A 14,196-nucleotide genomic window follows, 5' to 3' on the forward strand; every position below is an offset into this window, starting at 1 on the left:
ACCGTGACCTGTGGGCGGCACCGTCAGTCCGCCCTGACCGGATGCGTGAGGTTCGCGCCGGTCGTCGGGTCGAACACGTGAGCCTTGGTCATGTCGACCTGCAGCTCCACCGGCTCCCCCTCGCGGGCACGCGTGGCGGCGTCCAGGCGGGCCACGATGTGGTGGGTGTCGGCGCCGGTGTCGCGCAGGCCCGAGTCCTTGGCGAGCTCCTCCAGTTCGGCGGTCCGCGCGGGCCCGCCCTCCGCGGTGAAGTAGACGTACACGTCGGAGCCCAGCGACTCCAGTACCTCGACGGTGGCGGTGAAGGTGAAGACCGGTCCGGTCCGATCCCGGTCGTGTGCCAGCGCCGCGTCCTCGAATGCCTCCGGCCGCAGGCCGACGATGACCTCGCGGGGTGCGTTCCGGCGTTCCAGCGCCTGCCTCGTGCGGTCGCCGAGGGCCAGGTCGCCCAGCGACGAGCGCAGGGTGCCGCCCTCCAGAGCGGCGTTCACGAAGTTCATCGCCGGGGAGCCGATGAAGCCCGCGACGAAGAGGTTGCGCGGTAGGTCGTACAACTCGGCGGGTGTGCCGATCTGCTGGACCAGGCCCTGCCTCATGACCACGACCCGGTCGCCGAGCGTCATCGCCTCGGTCTGGTCATGGGTGACGTACACGGTGGTCGTGCCGAGGCGCCGCTGCAGCCGGGAGATCTGGGTGCGCATCTGTACGCGCAGTTTGGCGTCCAGGTTGGACAGCGGCTCGTCCATCAGGAACGCCTCGGGATCACGGACGATCGCCCGCCCCATGGCCACCCGCTGGCGCTGGCCGCCCGAGAGGTTGGCGGGCTTGCGGTCCAGGTGCTCGGTGAGGTCGAGGATCCGGGCGGCCTCCGTCACCTTGGCATTGATGGTGGACTTGTCCACCTTGGCCAGACGCAGGGGGAAGCCCATGTTCTCCCGGACGTTCATGTGCGGGTACAGGGCGTAGCTCTGGAACACCATGGCGACGTCGCGCTCCTTGGGCGCGAGGTCGTTGACGACCCGGTCCCCGATGCGCAGGGTGCCCTCGGTGATGTCCTCGAGCCCGGCGATCATGTTCAGGGTGGTGGACTTGCCGCATCCCGACGGACCGACCAGGATCACGAACTCGCCGTCGGCGATCTCGAGGTCCACGTCCTTCACGGCGAGGGCCCCGTCGGGGAAGCGTTTGGTGACTCCCTCAAGGATGATCTCGGCCATGGATGGTGCCTCCTTGCCTTCATGCCTTCCGGCATGCCTTCCGGGTCCGACCACTTGAGGTCGGTGTCGCGGACCCGTGGCCTGTCTGCCGCGGTCGGCCCGTTCACCCCTTGACCGCCCCCGAGGTCAGTCCGGCGACGATCCGTCGCTGGAAGAACAGGACGAAGACGATGATCGGGACGGTGATGACCACAGCGGCGGCGGCGATCGACCCTGTGGGCTGCTGGAACTGGGAACTCCCGGTGAAGAACGCGATCGCGGCGGGCACGGTGCGCGCGGACTCGGTGGACGTCAGCGAGATTGCGAACAGGAAGTCGTTCCAGCAGAAGATGAACACGAGGATGGCCGTGGTGAACACGCCCGGCGCCGCCAGCGGCACGATGACCATCCGGAAGGCCTGCGCGGGTGTCGCCCCGTCGACCTTGGCAGCCTTCTCCAGATCCCAGGGGATCTCCCGGAAGAAGGCCGACAGGGTGTAGATCGCGAGCGGCAGGGAGAAGGTCATGTACGGGATGATCAGCCCGACCCAGGTGTCGAAGATCCCGATGATCCGCTCGATGTTGAACAGCGGTGACACCAGGGAGATCGGGGGGAACATGGCGATCAGCAGCGACATCCCGATGAGTACCCGCTTGCCGGGGAAACGCAGCCTGGCCACGGCGTAGGCGGCCATGGTACCCAGTGCCACCGCGATCACCGTGGCGATCAGGGCGATGCCGATCGAGTTGATCAGCGCGCGGGTGAACTCGGCGGTCTCGAAGATGCCCCGGTAGTTCTCCCAGGTCCAGTCCGTCGGGACGTAGTTGCCGTCCGGCAGGGTGGAGGGGTCCTTGAACGACAGCGCGGCGATCCACCACACGGGGAACAGGGCGTACAGCACCACCACCACGTTGATGACACCCCATCGGGCGGCATGCGTCTTGCCGACAGCGGCCATCAGCGCTTCACCTCCGCGCCGGGTGCGGCGGTGCCGAACAGCTTGACGAAGGTGAAGGCGATGATCCCGACACAGAGGAAGATCAGGACCGAGATCGCAGACCCGATACCCAGGTTCAGCGCGGTGAAGAGGTTGTCGTATCCGAGGATGGACAGGGAGCCGGTCCCTTGGGCACCCGCGGTCAGCACATAGATGTTGTCGAAGATCCGGAACGCGTCCAGCGTGCGGAAGAGCAGTGCCACCAGGATGGCCGGTTTCATCAGCGGCAGCATGATCTTGGCGAAGCGCTGCCAGGCGGTGGCACCGTCCACCATGGCCGCCTTCAGGGTCTCCTCGGGGACCAGCGCGAGACCCGCGAGCAGCAGCAGGGCCATGAACGGCGTCGTCTTCCACACCTCGGCGAGGATGATCAGCCAGAGGGCGGGCCACTGCTCGGTCAGCGGGGCCTCCCCGCTGGGCAGCAGCTCGGCGAGGTATCCGAGTTCCGGGGTCCAGGCATACTGCCAGGAGAAGGCGGCGACCACGGTGACGATCCCGTACGGAACGAGGACCGACGTACGGACGACGCCGCGCCAGAAGAACGTGCGGTGCATCACCAGGGCAAGCCCCATTCCGAGGACCAGTTCGATCGCCACGGAGACGGCGGTGATGAACAACGTGACCCAGAACGCGTCCCACCAGAACGGGGAGGAGAGCACCGCCCCGTAGTTGCTCAGGCCTACGAACTCCGCCCGTCCGGGAAAGCGCAGGTCGTAGCGCTGGAGGGACAGATAGACGGCGTACCCGATGGGGTAGGCGGTCACGGCGATCATGACGACGACGGCGGGCGCGCAGAGCAGCCAGCCGAGCCGGCGCTCCTGCCGGGCGCCCGCCGAGAGTTCCGCCCGGTCCGGCCCCGCCCGCTCCGTCTCCGCCTCGGGGGGTGGCGGGGTGCCGGCAGGTTGCGCCTGCGTGCTCATCTCGGGCCGCCGGAGGACGAGGCCCGCGTGCCGCGGCGCGGGCTGACGCAGCCGCGCGGGAGGAGGTGGAGGTGGAGGTGGTTCACGGGATCACACCCTCGGATCGCAGGGCATCGTCGATCTGCTCCCTGATGGTGTCGACGGAGCTCTCCGGTTCGATCCCGGACGGCGGGGACAGCGTGTGGGAGACCGCGATCGACACGTTCTGGTAGGCCGGGGTCAGGGGGCGCACGCTCGCCGACTCCAGTGCGGCCAACACCTCCCTGGAGAAGGGGTACTCCTTCATGAACGCGGGCTCGTCGTACAGGGCGCGCAGGGTGGGCGGCAGACCGCCCTCGAGCGCGGCGGTGAGCTGGTTCTCCCGGTTGCGCAGACACAGCGCCGCTTCGAAAGCCAGGTCGGGGTGGCGCGAGTAGGCGCTCACCGCCAGGTCGATGCCGCCGATGGTGGGCCGTGCCGGGCGGTTCGCGTCGACCCGGGGGTACGGCGCCCATCGGAAGTTGGCGAACAGTTGGGGGTTGTTCGCCTTCATCGACGGATAGACGAACGGGTAGTTGAGCTCGAACGCCGCCACTCCCGACTCCATGGCGAGGCGGTTCTGGTCCTCCATCTGGTTGGGCAGGGAGGGGTCCGCGGCCGGGGACTTCGCCAGATCACGCATGATCCCGGCGGCCCGCACGGCAGGAGCGCCGAGGGAGGGCTCGGTCGCACTGGCGTTGAGGATGGAGCCGCCCGCACTGTTGATCAGGGTGTTGAACCAGACGGTGAGGCCCTCGTACTGGGCGCCCTGGATCTCCACGAAGTGCGGTTTGCCCTGCCGGGCGAGGGTGCCTGCCATGTCCAGCATCTCGGCCCAGGTCTTGGGTGGGCTGGGCACCAGGTCCTTGCGGTACCAGAGGAGTTGGGTGTTGGTGTTGTACGGGACGGCGTACAACTTGCCTTTCCAGGTCGAGGTCTGCAGCGGTACGCGCAGGGTTCCCTCGGTGGCCCGCTGCTTCGCCGTTCCCGTCCATTCCCGGATCCAGCGTGCCTCGGCGAACTCCGCCGCCCAGGTGACGTCCAGGCCCAGGATGTCGAGCGAGTCGTCCTCGGCGGCGAGTCTGCGGACGAGCTGCTGGCGCTGGCCGTCAGCGGCACGCGGGAGCTTGTTGTAGCTGATCCTGTAGCGGCCGCCCGACGCCTGGCTGCACCGGTCGGCCGCCTTCTGGAGCGCGCCGGAGTCGTCGGGGAAGTTGTACCAGTTGACGGTGGGCCTGCCGGAGCCCTCGTCACCACCACAGGCGGCGAGCGCCGACGCCAGTAGCGGAAGCACGGCGAACGCCCGCAGCCACCGCGCCCCTCGGGGACGTCCCTTCTGACCCGAAACCGGCCTGCAGCCGCACTGCACGTGCACGCGCTCCACACCTCGTTTCCGGACGGTTGCATGGGACTCGGACCTCGCAGCGTTCCCGCCCGGCGAACACTAAGGACCACATAAGGCAAGATCAAGCATATTTCGCCTGAATCGCCCATCGATGCGCCATGAGGGAGCGACTCGGTGAACGTGCGAGGCATTCGGTTGAGCACCGTCAGGGCGTTCGCGGCACACGACGTGCGGCCACCGTGCGTGCGGCCAGGGACGCAGGGTGCCTCTCGAGGCGACCGGCGGCGACACGGACCACACCGCCGGTGGAGCGAACGCAAGGTGCCGGTTTCCGACCTGAGCCCGGCCCTTCGGGTGTGCTCCTGCGGTCAAGTTGCCTTGTGGTGTCGTGCACCTGTAGGCGGCTGGGTAGAGGGCCGGCTGGGGCGCGGTGGGGTCGTAGGCCGCGCGCACCACCCGTGACCGCACCGGACCCGCCGGGGGCGTCCGGCTTCCGTCATCTGTCGCTGATCGCGGCCGCGGTGGCGCGCAGGGCCCGGGCGGTACGGCGGAGATCGGCGTGGACCAGTCACCCCTTGGCCTTCACGACCTTGCCCGCCACGAGGACCGTGTCCACGTTGTACGGCTGTGCCTCCGTGACCACGGCCGCGATGGGGTCGCGCTCGGCGGTGAGCATGGTGATGTCGTCGAGGCGGAGCATGATGAGGTCGGCCTGCTTGCCGGGGCGCAGTGAGCCGATGCGGTCGGCCAGCCCCAGCGCGGCGGCGCCGTCCAGGATGGCCATCCATCCCGGCGAGGAGGGCGCTGTCGCGGACGGCCCCGTACACGACGACGCCGGCCCATCCGTTGTCACGCGCCCGCTCGGCCATCCGGTCCCCGAGGAGTGCCATGCGCAGCGAGGCTCCACCGTCTACGACCGCGGCACGGCCAGGCACCGTCGGTGTCCAACGCCACCTCGAAATCCTCGGCAACGCTCACCCTGCGCTCGCCCGACGCGTCATCGACGGGACGTGGGAGGCGATGTGGGGACCCGGTGACCCGGGCGGACCTTCATGGGCGAGGCCGAGGACGCAGGTGCCCGCCACTCCGCCGTCGGTCGGCGTGACACGCGGGGCCGGAGGTCGGTACGACCGTCGGAAGCTGTGGCGGATCCCCATCGACGTGCGATGTCAACGACGTGCGAAGAGGGGCTATGCCTGTCTTGAGGCGAGTTCGACGACGGTGATGTCGGACGGCGCGCCCACACGGACCGGTGGGCCCCAGGCCCCGGCGCCGCGGCTGACGTACAGCTGGGTGTCGCCGTACCGTTCCAGGCCTGCGACGGTGGGGTTGGCCAGTCCGGCGAGGAGGTTGCCGGGCCAGAGCTGGCCGCCGTGGGTGTGGCCGGAGAGCTGGAGGTCGACTCCGTGGCGGACGGCGTCGTGGATGACCACGGGTTGATGGGCGAGGAGGACCGAAGCGCGGGAGCGGTCGCGGTCACCGAGCGCCTTGGCGAAGTCGGGGCCCTGTCCCTCGCCTTCGCCGTCGACGTCGTTCACACCTGCGAGGTCGAAGCCCGGCATCTCCGCGCGGGCGTTCTGCAACGGGTGCAACCCGAGCTCCCGGACCTTCTCGACCCACTGTTCGGCGCCGGAGAGGTACTCGTGGTTGCCGGTGACGAAGTAGGAGCCGTGCCGTGCCCGCAACCGGGCGAGTGGTTCGACGGCCGGGGCGAGGTCCTCGACACTGCCGTCCACCAGATCACCGACGACCGCGATCAGGTCGGGCTGGGTCGCGTTGATGGTGTCGACGACCCGTTGGGAGAAGCCGCGGCCCAGGATCGGACCGAGGTGGATGTCGCTGACCACCGCGATGCGGAAGCCGTGCGCGCCTCGAGGCAGCTTGGCCAGCGGAACGGTGAGCCGCTGTACCTCGGGGCCGCGGAGCACGCCGTACGTCCCGTAGCCGACGGTGCCCAGGGCCGCGGCCGCCGCCGCGCCCCCCACGACACGGGAGACGAAGAGGCGGCGCGAGGGAGCGGAGCCGGACGTGTGCTCGGACTCCGGTCCGTGCGCGCGTACCCGCACGGTGACCGGCTCGGCCCTGCCCTGGGCGGTACCGGAACCGCCGAGCTCCGCCCTGCCGGAGCGCGCGTCGCCGATCTTGACGAGTGGGTGCTGCTCCTCCGCGGGATCACTCTCGTCCGACGGTGCGGCCGTGGGGTGTGCCGCAGGTGAAGCGCGTCGCTCAGTGCCGGCGCCGACGCCCCGCCGGGCGAGCCACCATCGCAGCACCGGGCGGACGGCCTCGCCGGCCAGCAACGCGAGCACCAGATACAGAAAGAGAGCCAGCCAAAGGAATCCTGGCCAGGCCATGACGCGCTGGAGGACGAACGGGGCTCCCGCGAATTCGCCCACCAGACCACCGACCGCGAGCACCGGCCCGGCCACGAAGACAGCGCTCCCGACTCGCCGGTGTACGGAGCCCGGGGGCGAGGTTTCGCGTATCAGACGGCGCCACGCGTACCAGTGGAGCGTGCCGAGCACCAGCACGGCGACGGCGATGACTACGAAGACGGTGACCACGACCTGGCGCAGTCCTTCCTTGAGATGCCTTGTCGAAAGCGGGTCCAGCCCGGTCGACCGGGCACGCTCGGGCAGCGAACACCGCGTCCTGGTGTCGTACGCCGGACAAGGTCGCACGGCGATGTCGGGTTGCGACTACGACCCCGCAAACGGACTGCTGTCCACTCCGCTTCGGGACAACATAGCGGACGGCAGTCCGCTTGACGAGCTCCAGGGTTGCATCTGGAGGCAGGATCGAGGAGGCGACCCCGGCGGCCCCTTCAGGGGCAGTTCATCTGGCGCGAGCCGACTGGCCCCGAGAACGACCAAGAACGACCAAAGGGCCGCTTCAGGTTCACTGAAACGGCCCCTGGCCCTCCGACTCCGTAAAGTCGGGACGACAGGATTTGAACCTGCGACCCCTTGACCCCCAGTCAAGTGCGCTACCAAGCTGCGCCACGTCCCGGTGCGCCTCGCACGGTGCCATGATCCGTGTGAACGCGCAGATGAACCCTACATGACGCGCGCCTTCAGCTCCGACACGTGGGCGCGGCCCTCGGCGAGATCGGCGGCGACCCGCCTGTGGACGTGCAGGATCAGCCCGGCCAGGTCGGCGCAGTAGACAGACGGGGTGCGGGAGCCGCTGCCGGAGGCGTACTGGTGGGTGACCGGACATCCTTCCCGTCAGGCACGTCCAACTGAGCCGCTCTCTCGGGCTGACGGCGTCCCCCTCGCCTTCATCCCGCGATCCGGGGAACCGGGATACGGGAAGGGGGAGCGGGGAACCGGGAAACGCGGCCCCCGGTATGCGGTGGTCTGCGGACCCCGGTGCCTAGGGGAACGCGGGAACGCGGACCCGGACATCAGAGATCCGGCGTACGGGCGCGGGACGACCGACACGACCGCCGTGTGGCGATCAACGGCCGGGAACATGACCATGAGGATGCCGGTTCACCCCGTACGGCCGGTTCTCCGAGAGGTGGTAGCCGATGTGCCGGTGGCTCGCCTATACGGGAACGCCCGTCCTGCTCGACACCATCCTCTACAGGCCGGCGCACTCGTTGATCGACCAGAGTCTGCACTCCCGGCTGGGCGTCGAGACCACCAACGGTGACGGGTTCGGCATCGGCTGGTACTCGCCCGACGCGGTGACCCCCGCGATCTTTCGCGACATCGGTCCGGCGTGGAGCAACCGCAACCTGCGGGAGATCGCCGACCACGTCCGCTCCCCGATGTTCTTCGCCCACATCCGGGCCTCGACGGGGACGGCGGTGCAGCAGACGAACAGCCACCCCTTCCGCCACGGCCGCTGGATGTGGATGCACAACGGGGCGATCGCAGACTTCCACCTGGTCCGCCGCGACCTGACCCTGGCCGTGGCCCCGGAACTGTTCGCCGGGATCGAGGGGTCGACGGACTCCGAGTTGATGTTCTTCCTGGCGCTCACCTTCGGTCTGGAGGAGGACCCGCCGGGCGCGGTGGCGCGGATGGCCGGCCTGGTGGAGGAGGTCGGCCACCGGCACGGGGTGGAGTTCCCGCTGCAGATGACGATCGCCGTGGCCGACGGAGAAACGCTGTGGGCCTTCCGGTACTCCAGCCAGAAGGCGTCCCGGTCGCTGTACTACAGCACCCAGGTGGGCACACTGCGAGCGCTCCATCCCGACCTGGCATTCCTGCGGGAGGTCTCCGACGAGACGCGCCTCATCGTCTCCGAGCCCCTGGGTGATCTCCCCGGTGCCTGGAACGAGGTCCCCGAGAGCAGCTACGGGATCGTCCGGCCCGGAGCGGACGTACTGATGCCCTTCGCACCGCGGCCCGTCTAGTGCACCGGGGAACGATCGAGGGGCTGGAGAACGATCGAGGGGCTGCTTCGGATTGCTCCGAAACAGCCCAGGCATGATGTGCGCCACCGGGCACACCCTGTGGTCCCCAACTGGTCCCCAGGCTAGCCCCGTAGAGCCCTGCGGCAGGGCCTCGACCTCGCAGCGCTCGCGCCGGGCCGCGCCGCCATCGCTCCAGCGACCGCTCACTCACCCGCAGACCGGGTCGCGACTTCGCGATTCGCCGCCGCGCCCTCGATGCGACGCTGATCCAGATGGCCACCGCGCAGTCCCACCTCCGGGACCCGCGCTCCACACAGACCTGCAGGCAGGCGGTCGCCATCGCCGAGGCGAACGACGAGCCGACGGTCCGCGCGCACGCGAGCTGGGCGCTCGGCTACGACGCCTGAATACGCGGTGATCTTGAAGAAGCCTCTGTCATGATCCGGTTCGCGCTGGAGAACGAGCGGGGCTTCAGCAACTACCTCAAGGTCGCGCTCCTACTGGAGCAGTTCGCCTGGATCACCGCCGCTCGGGGCGGCCACCAGCGGGCCGGGTGGCTGCTGGGTGCCACGCGTGCCCTGCGGCTGCATCTCCGCGTTCGGAACGCACATGGTTGATCAGCACGCCCGGTGCGAGGCGGATGTCGTACGGGTCCTGGGACCGGCGGCGTACGAGAGCGCCCTCGCGGAGGGCGAGCGCCACCGCCGCCCCGACCAGGCCATCGCCTACGCACTGCGCGCCGAACCGGAGCCGCCTGCCACTGCCCCCGCCTCGAACCCGCTGCCCCCCGCGAGAGGGAAGTGGCCGCTCTGGTGGCCGAGGGCATGAGCAACCGGCAGATCGCCTCCACCCTCGGACGCTCCCCGCGCACGGTCCACGGCCACGTCGAGAACATCCTGGCCAAGCTCGGCTTCGGCTCCCGCGCCCGGATCGCGTCCTGGTGGACGGCGCCCCAGGCGCCCACCCGGTAGGACAGCTCGCAGAAATACCCGGACGCGGCCACGGGTAGCGGGGCGGGGCCCTGGCACGGGAGGAGAAGCCGAGCCGGGCAATCATGGCTCGCTGACGCGGTCAGGGACGCCGGTCCTCAACTGGTCCCAAAAATAATCAAGGGCCGGTTTCGAATGCCTCCGAAACCGGCCCTGACCTGCGACTCATACGAGTCGGGACGACAGGATTTGAACCTGCGACCCCTTGACCCCCAGTCAAGTGCGCTACCAAGCTGCGCCACGTCCCGATGCGTCGCACGGGGTGAACCGTGTGATCGCGCAGTGAGAACTTTACCGTACGTCGGCCCCTGCCCCGCAGCCGCTGAGGGCGGGGGACAATCGGTGCATGAGCGGGACATCGGATGGCTGGACGGCGCCGGGGCGGGACCGGGACGAGGAGGGGCGGGCGCGGAGTGCGCGGCCTCGGGACGGGCTGGGGCGGCCGCTGCCGTACGGGGCGCCTGGTGTGGAGCGGCAGCCGGAGGGGATCGTGCGGGGCCCCGAGGAGACGGTCGTCGAGGCCCAGGCACTGTTGGACGCGGGCAAACCGTTCCACGCTCACGAGGTCTTCGAGGACGCCTGGAAGTCCGGGCCGGAGGAGGAGCGTGCCCTGTGGCGGGGGCTGGCCCAACTGGCGGTGGGCCTGACCCACTCGGCTCGCGGGAACGTCAGGGGCGGGGCTCGGTTGCTGCGGCGCGGGGCCGGGGCCGTCGAGGAGTGGGGGGCCGGGAGCGGACGTGGGCGCCCCTACGGTGTGGATCTGGTCGGGGTGGCTGCCTGGGCCCGGAAGCTGGCCGAAGTTGCGGAGCGGGAGGAACGCGCGGTGGACGCGGGCGCATGGGCACCACGGCTGCGTGGAGGCGAGGGCGGCCCCACGGGCCACCCGCCCATGAGGCCCTGAGTACCTGAGCGCCTACACCTGAGCGCCTAAGGGCCCGAGCGCCCGCACGCCCGAGCCTCCGGCGTCGGCTTCCGCGTTCCCCGTCCGCGCACAACGGCTCGCCATCGCCACACCGGCTGCAGCGCCTGTCAGCCGCACACAAGGCCTTCGTCTGACGAGCGCCTTCGGGGCGCCGGATTCAGGTTCTCAGCGGAGCAGGAGTTGGAGGGCGCCGACGATCGTCGCCGAGATCACCAGCAGTTCGAACGCCTTCTGGTTGATGCGGCTCACTGCCCACTTGCCGAGGAAGGCGCCCGGGACGACGAACAGGGCGAGCGCGGCGTCCAGCAGCAGGGAGTGGGCGTCGATGAGGCCGAGGCCCACGCTGAAGGGGACCTTGGAGACGTTGACTATGAGGAAGAAGAAGGCCGACGTGCCCAGGAAACCGAGCTTCCGGAAGCCCGCCGAGAGCAGGTACATGGACATCACGGGGCCGCCGGCGTTGGCGACCATGGTGGTGAAGCCGCCGAGGACGCCGTACGAGCGGGCCTTCACCCGGCCGGCGCGGGTCGTGATCGCGTCGGGTTCGTCGTCCTTGTCCACGGTGCGGCGGCGCCAGACGGTGACGGCCGTCATCAGGAGCAGAATCGCTCCGATAGAGGTCCGTACGATCTGGTCGTCGGCCCAGATCAGGAAAAGCGTGCCGAACACGACGCCGGCGCCGACCGCCGGGAAGAGCCGCCACAGGGTGGGCCAGTGGGCGTGTCGGCGGTAGGTGAGCACGGCGAGGACGTCCCCGACGATAAGGATCGGCAGGAGAACGCCGGTGGAGGCACGGGCGGGCAGGACAGCGGCGAAGATCGCGAGGCTGACCGTGTTGGCGCCGCTCACGGCGGTCTTCGAGAAGCCGACGAGCAGCGCCGCGAAGGCGAGGGCCGCGAACTCGGCCGTGGACAGGTGCCAGAGAGTCATCGTGTTCATGCGGGGGCCGATGCTATGCGCACGCATCGGCCCACGGCAGGGCCGTCTCGCCAGTCGGCCCTGCCGCCGCCGGGTTCGGGCTGCGCCGCGGACGTCCCATGGACCGGTATCCCATGGACCGGCATCCCATGGACCGGCATCCCATGGACCGGCGTCCGGCGGACCGGCGTCCGGCGGACCGGCGTCCCATGGACCGGCGTCCGGTGGGCTGGCAAGATCGCCCGGGGTACCTTCACCGACATAGTTGGAGGAGTCATGGCCGACTCGCGCGAGCACAGCTTCGCCGGTACGCGAGGTGGTGTCACCGCACGGGAGTGGCCGTGCCAGGGCGCGCGGTACGTGGCGGTCCTGGTGCACGGCTACGGGGAGCACATCGGCCGATACGAACATGTGGCCGACGCGCTGGTCCGTCATGGCGCCGCGGTGTTCGGTCCCGATCACATGGGGCACGGCAGGTCCGCGGGCGAGCGGGTGCTGATCGAGGACTTCGAGGACGTCGTCACCGATGCGCACCGGGTGGAGCAGATGGCCCGGTCCGCGTACCCGGGCCTGCCCGTGGTGCTCATCGGCCACTCCATGGGCGGTCTGATCGCCGCGCGGTACGCGCAGCGGTACGGCGCCGCGCTCACGTGCGTGGTGCTTTCGGGGCCGGTGATCGGCATCTGGGAGCCGCTGCGGGAGCTGCTCGCGCGGCCGGAGCTGCCCGACGCGCCGCTCGATCCGAAGCTGCTCTCGAGGGACATGGCCGTCGGCGCCGCCTACGCGGCCGATCCTCTGGTGTGGCACGGCCCTTTCAAGCGGCCGACGTTGGAGGCCTTCGACCGCACCCTGGAGCGGATCTCCAAGAGGGGGTCCGTCGGTTCGCTGCCGCTGCTGTGGCTGCACGGCGACGACGACCGCATCGTGCCACTGCCCGGCAGCCGCACCGGGATCGAGGAGTTGCGCGGCACCGACTGGGCCGAGCACGTCTATCCGGGCGCCCGGCACGAGGTGTTCAACGAGACCAACAGGGGCGAAGTGCTGGCGGACGTCCGGGCTTTCGTGGACTGCGTTCTGAGTCGCTGAACTCGCCGGCGCGCGACGACCGTCGGCGTGCCGAATCCTCCGGCGCACCGGACGGCCTGCGCGGCGAGGCTCCGGAGGACTTGGTTCCACGCGCACCGGGATGCCGCGTTTTCCCCCATCCGTTGCGGGCACCCGGCCTCGCATGGAGTGGTTGCGGAGAGCGGCCTGCGTGGGAGAGGACCCCGAACTGTTCTTCCCCGTGGGCACCACAGGACCGGCGCTCGACGACGTCGCCGCCGCCAAGCGCGTCTGTGCCCGCTGCCCGGTGCGCCGCGAGTGCCTGAACTGGGCGCTCGGCAACGGGCAGACGGCCGGCGTGTGGGGCGGCATGGGCGAGGAGGAACGCACCGACCTGCTCCGCAGAGCCGGGAGCGCCGACGCCGCCCGGCATGAAGCGCTCGCCGGTACGAAGCGATGAGGAGTGACACGTAGTGACGATGGTGAGGAGCACGCTGCCCGAGCCCGCCCGCCGGATCGCAGGCGACGCGCTGCAGGAGAGCCTGGTGGATCTGCTGGGGCTCTCGCTGATCGGGAAGCAGGCCCACTGGAACATCGTGGGGCCGAGGTTCCGTTCGATCCACCTCCAGCTCGACGAGGTGGTGTCGACGGCACGGTCGTACGCCGATCAGGTGGCGGAGCGCGCGGCGGCGCTCGGGGTCGCCCCGGACGGACGGCCCGAGACCGTCGCTGCGCGGTTCGCCCTGCAGGGGCCCAAGGACGGCTGGCTCCGGGACAACGAGGTCGTACGGCTGCTGGTGGAGGCGCTGGAGACGGCGATCGGGCGGTTGCGTGAGCGGATCGAGGCCACGGAGGAGGCGGACAAGGTCACACAGGACCTGCTGATCTCGATCACCTACGAGCTGGAGAAGCAGCGCTGGATGTTCGAGGCAGAGAACTGGCCGCGCGAGGACTGAAGGCACCGCGCGGCCCGCACGAAGACCCCGTATGGGAAGAGGCACCCGATGACGACCGACGCCCTTGAACTCGACGCGCTCTGGGACGAGTTCCACCGCGTGGTGAACATGACCTCGCAGGAGCTGGCGGTCTGGTTGAAGACCCGGTACGCCGGCGAGGAGACGGAGCCGCTGCCGGAGCATCCCGGTTCGCCGACCGGGCAGCACGTGCTGGAGATCCTGCAGAAGCGGCGCACGGACCTCACGGACGACGATGTGCGGATCATGTACAAGGTCGTGGACACGGTCACCGAGCAGAGCGATCCGGAGAACGAGCCGGAGGCCGACGGAACGCACCGCCGCCACCGGCTGATGACCCTGGGGCACGATCCGCTCAGGCCGTCGTAGGACCGTGGCGGGACACCGCGGCGGGACATCGCGGGAATCGACTCGTGGTGGGGGCCCCGGGCCCGGTGGGGGCCCCCCCCCCGGGGGTGGGGGGCCCCCCCGGCGGGGCCGGGGGCGCGGTTTTGGGGGTAGGGAAGA

At 69.9% G+C, this 14,196-nt stretch carries 17 protein-coding genes, 2 tRNA genes and 1 pseudogene; 10 read left to right on the top strand and 10 right to left on the bottom strand.

Annotation, left to right across the window (positions count from 1 at the left end; translation table 11 throughout):
• Window positions 1-23 precede the first annotated feature (23 nt).
• The 8 genes and pseudogenes from ACFY9I_RS31680 to ACFY9I_RS31715 all read right to left on the bottom strand — a co-directional run bounded on the left by ACFY9I_RS31680 (window position 24) and on the right by ACFY9I_RS31715 (window position 7,485).
• Window positions 24-1,217, bottom strand: a complete 1,194-nt coding sequence (locus ACFY9I_RS31680) for a sn-glycerol-3-phosphate ABC transporter ATP-binding protein UgpC (protein WP_391007797.1) — start codon at window positions 1,215-1,217, stop codon at window positions 24-26.
• A 103-nt stretch (window positions 1,218-1,320) separates the two neighbouring features.
• Complete coding sequence (locus tag ACFY9I_RS31685; protein ID WP_391007799.1) at window positions 1,321-2,154, bottom strand: ABC transporter permease subunit; 834 nt, start codon at window positions 2,152-2,154, stop codon at window positions 1,321-1,323.
• Window positions 2,154-3,113, bottom strand: coding sequence for an ABC transporter permease subunit (locus ACFY9I_RS31690; RefSeq protein ID WP_391007801.1), 960 nt, complete (start codon window positions 3,111-3,113; stop codon window positions 2,154-2,156). The genes ACFY9I_RS31685 and ACFY9I_RS31690 overlap by 1 nt, the downstream gene beginning before the upstream one ends.
• Before the next feature lie 82 nt (window positions 3,114-3,195).
• A complete protein-coding gene (locus tag ACFY9I_RS31695) occupies window positions 3,196-4,440 on the bottom strand; it encodes an extracellular solute-binding protein (protein WP_391007837.1) in 1,245 nt (414 codons plus the stop codon).
• 604 nt (window positions 4,441-5,044) lie between these two features.
• Window positions 5,045-5,260, bottom strand: a complete 216-nt coding sequence (locus ACFY9I_RS31700; RefSeq protein WP_391007803.1) for an amidohydrolase family protein — start codon at window positions 5,258-5,260, stop codon at window positions 5,045-5,047.
• A 58-nt stretch (window positions 5,261-5,318) separates the two neighbouring features.
• Window positions 5,319-5,366, bottom strand: a pseudogene (locus tag ACFY9I_RS31705) (hypothetical protein); the annotation flags it as partial.
• Window positions 5,367-5,666: 300 nt separating this feature from the next.
• Window positions 5,667-7,040, bottom strand: coding sequence for a metallophosphoesterase (locus ACFY9I_RS31710; protein ID WP_391007805.1), 1,374 nt, complete (start codon window positions 7,038-7,040; stop codon window positions 5,667-5,669).
• 371 nt (window positions 7,041-7,411) lie between these two features.
• Window positions 7,412-7,485 (bottom strand) — tRNA-Pro (locus ACFY9I_RS31715).
• A gap of 523 nt (window positions 7,486-8,008) precedes the next feature.
• Between ACFY9I_RS31715 and ACFY9I_RS31720 the strand changes: the two genes are divergently transcribed.
• The 5 genes from ACFY9I_RS31720 to ACFY9I_RS31740 all read left to right on the top strand — a co-directional run bounded on the left by ACFY9I_RS31720 (window position 8,009) and on the right by ACFY9I_RS31740 (window position 9,813).
• Window positions 8,009-8,842, top strand: a complete 834-nt coding sequence (locus tag ACFY9I_RS31720; RefSeq protein WP_391007807.1) for a class II glutamine amidotransferase — start codon at window positions 8,009-8,011, stop codon at window positions 8,840-8,842.
• Window positions 8,843-9,114: 272 nt separating this feature from the next.
• Window positions 9,115-9,249 (top strand): hypothetical protein, encoded by a 135-nt coding sequence (locus ACFY9I_RS31725; RefSeq protein ID WP_391007809.1) that lies wholly within the window; start codon window positions 9,115-9,117, stop codon window positions 9,247-9,249.
• A gap of 30 nt (window positions 9,250-9,279) precedes the next feature.
• Window positions 9,280-9,459, top strand: a complete 180-nt coding sequence (locus tag ACFY9I_RS31730) for a hypothetical protein (protein ID WP_391007811.1) — start codon at window positions 9,280-9,282, stop codon at window positions 9,457-9,459.
• Window positions 9,452-9,670 (top strand): hypothetical protein, encoded by a 219-nt coding sequence (locus tag ACFY9I_RS31735; RefSeq protein ID WP_391007813.1) that lies wholly within the window; start codon window positions 9,452-9,454, stop codon window positions 9,668-9,670. Before ACFY9I_RS31730 ends, ACFY9I_RS31735 begins: the two co-directional genes overlap by 8 nt.
• On the top strand, window positions 9,667-9,813 hold the full coding sequence (locus tag ACFY9I_RS31740; RefSeq protein WP_391007815.1) for a LuxR C-terminal-related transcriptional regulator: 147 nt from the start codon (window positions 9,667-9,669) through the stop codon (window positions 9,811-9,813). The genes ACFY9I_RS31735 and ACFY9I_RS31740 overlap by 4 nt, the downstream gene beginning before the upstream one ends.
• Window positions 9,814-10,005: 192 nt before the next feature.
• Here the strand turns inward: ACFY9I_RS31740 and ACFY9I_RS31745 are convergent.
• Window positions 10,006-10,079 (bottom strand) — tRNA-Pro (locus ACFY9I_RS31745).
• A 98-nt stretch (window positions 10,080-10,177) separates the two neighbouring features.
• Here ACFY9I_RS31745 and ACFY9I_RS31750 point away from each other — a divergent pair.
• Entirely contained in the window at window positions 10,178-10,732 is a 555-nt protein-coding gene (locus ACFY9I_RS31750; RefSeq protein ID WP_391007817.1) for a DUF309 domain-containing protein, read from the top strand.
• A gap of 186 nt (window positions 10,733-10,918) precedes the next feature.
• Here ACFY9I_RS31750 and ACFY9I_RS31755 read toward each other — a convergent pair whose 3' ends face one another.
• Window positions 10,919-11,692, bottom strand: a complete 774-nt coding sequence (locus ACFY9I_RS31755) for a TSUP family transporter (protein WP_391007819.1) — start codon at window positions 11,690-11,692, stop codon at window positions 10,919-10,921.
• A 255-nt stretch (window positions 11,693-11,947) separates the two neighbouring features.
• Here ACFY9I_RS31755 and ACFY9I_RS31760 point away from each other — a divergent pair, with 255 nt between their 5' ends.
• From ACFY9I_RS31760 to ACFY9I_RS31775, 4 genes are all read left to right on the top strand, one after another.
• Window positions 11,948-12,757, top strand: coding sequence for an alpha/beta fold hydrolase (locus tag ACFY9I_RS31760; protein ID WP_391007821.1), 810 nt, complete (start codon window positions 11,948-11,950; stop codon window positions 12,755-12,757).
• Window positions 12,758-12,899: 142 nt separating this feature from the next.
• Window positions 12,900-13,175 carry a WhiB family transcriptional regulator gene (locus ACFY9I_RS31765; RefSeq protein ID WP_391007823.1) on the top strand — a complete coding sequence of 92 codons (276 nt, stop codon included), beginning with the start codon at window positions 12,900-12,902 and terminating at the stop codon, window positions 13,173-13,175.
• Window positions 13,176-13,188: 13 nt separating this feature from the next.
• On the top strand, window positions 13,189-13,671 hold the full coding sequence (locus tag ACFY9I_RS31770) for a ferritin-like domain-containing protein (RefSeq protein ID WP_391007825.1): 483 nt from the start codon (window positions 13,189-13,191) through the stop codon (window positions 13,669-13,671).
• A 48-nt stretch (window positions 13,672-13,719) separates the two neighbouring features.
• Window positions 13,720-14,058 (top strand): DUF3140 domain-containing protein, encoded by a 339-nt coding sequence (locus ACFY9I_RS31775; RefSeq protein ID WP_391007827.1) that lies wholly within the window; start codon window positions 13,720-13,722, stop codon window positions 14,056-14,058.
• Window positions 14,059-14,196 lie beyond the last annotated feature (138 nt).

Source organism: Streptomyces sp. NPDC012510 (genome assembly GCF_042955065.1).
Classification (GTDB): domain Bacteria; phylum Actinomycetota; class Actinomycetes; order Streptomycetales; family Streptomycetaceae; genus Streptomyces.

Coding starts and splice junctions, on each gene's coding strand:
- ACFY9I_RS31720 (WP_391007807.1), top strand. CDS start 8,009: ATGTGCCGGTGGCTCGCCTATACGGGAACGCCCGTCCTGCTCGACACC.
- ACFY9I_RS31760 (WP_391007821.1), top strand. CDS start 11,948: ATGGCCGACTCGCGCGAGCACAGCTTCGCCGGTACGCGAGGTGGTGTC.
- ACFY9I_RS31750 (WP_391007817.1), top strand. CDS start 10,178: ATGAGCGGGACATCGGATGGCTGGACGGCGCCGGGGCGGGACCGGGAC.
- ACFY9I_RS31725 (WP_391007809.1), top strand. CDS start 9,115: ATGGCCACCGCGCAGTCCCACCTCCGGGACCCGCGCTCCACACAGACC.
- ACFY9I_RS31740 (WP_391007815.1), top strand. CDS start 9,667: ATGAGCAACCGGCAGATCGCCTCCACCCTCGGACGCTCCCCGCGCACG.
- ACFY9I_RS31685 (WP_391007799.1), bottom strand. CDS start 2,154: ATGGCCGCTGTCGGCAAGACGCATGCCGCCCGATGGGGTGTCATCAAC.
- ACFY9I_RS31765 (WP_391007823.1), top strand. CDS start 12,900: ATGGAGTGGTTGCGGAGAGCGGCCTGCGTGGGAGAGGACCCCGAACTG.
- ACFY9I_RS31680 (WP_391007797.1), bottom strand. CDS start 1,217: ATGGCCGAGATCATCCTTGAGGGAGTCACCAAACGCTTCCCCGACGGG.
- ACFY9I_RS31755 (WP_391007819.1), bottom strand. CDS start 11,692: ATGAACACGATGACTCTCTGGCACCTGTCCACGGCCGAGTTCGCGGCC.
- ACFY9I_RS31690 (WP_391007801.1), bottom strand. CDS start 3,113: ATGAGCACGCAGGCGCAACCTGCCGGCACCCCGCCACCCCCCGAGGCG.
- ACFY9I_RS31775 (WP_391007827.1), top strand. CDS start 13,720: ATGACGACCGACGCCCTTGAACTCGACGCGCTCTGGGACGAGTTCCAC.
- ACFY9I_RS31700 (WP_391007803.1), bottom strand. CDS start 5,260: ATGGCCATCCTGGACGGCGCCGCCGCGCTGGGGCTGGCCGACCGCATC.
- ACFY9I_RS31735 (WP_391007813.1), top strand. CDS start 9,452: ATGGTTGATCAGCACGCCCGGTGCGAGGCGGATGTCGTACGGGTCCTG.
- ACFY9I_RS31730 (WP_391007811.1), top strand. CDS start 9,280: ATGATCCGGTTCGCGCTGGAGAACGAGCGGGGCTTCAGCAACTACCTC.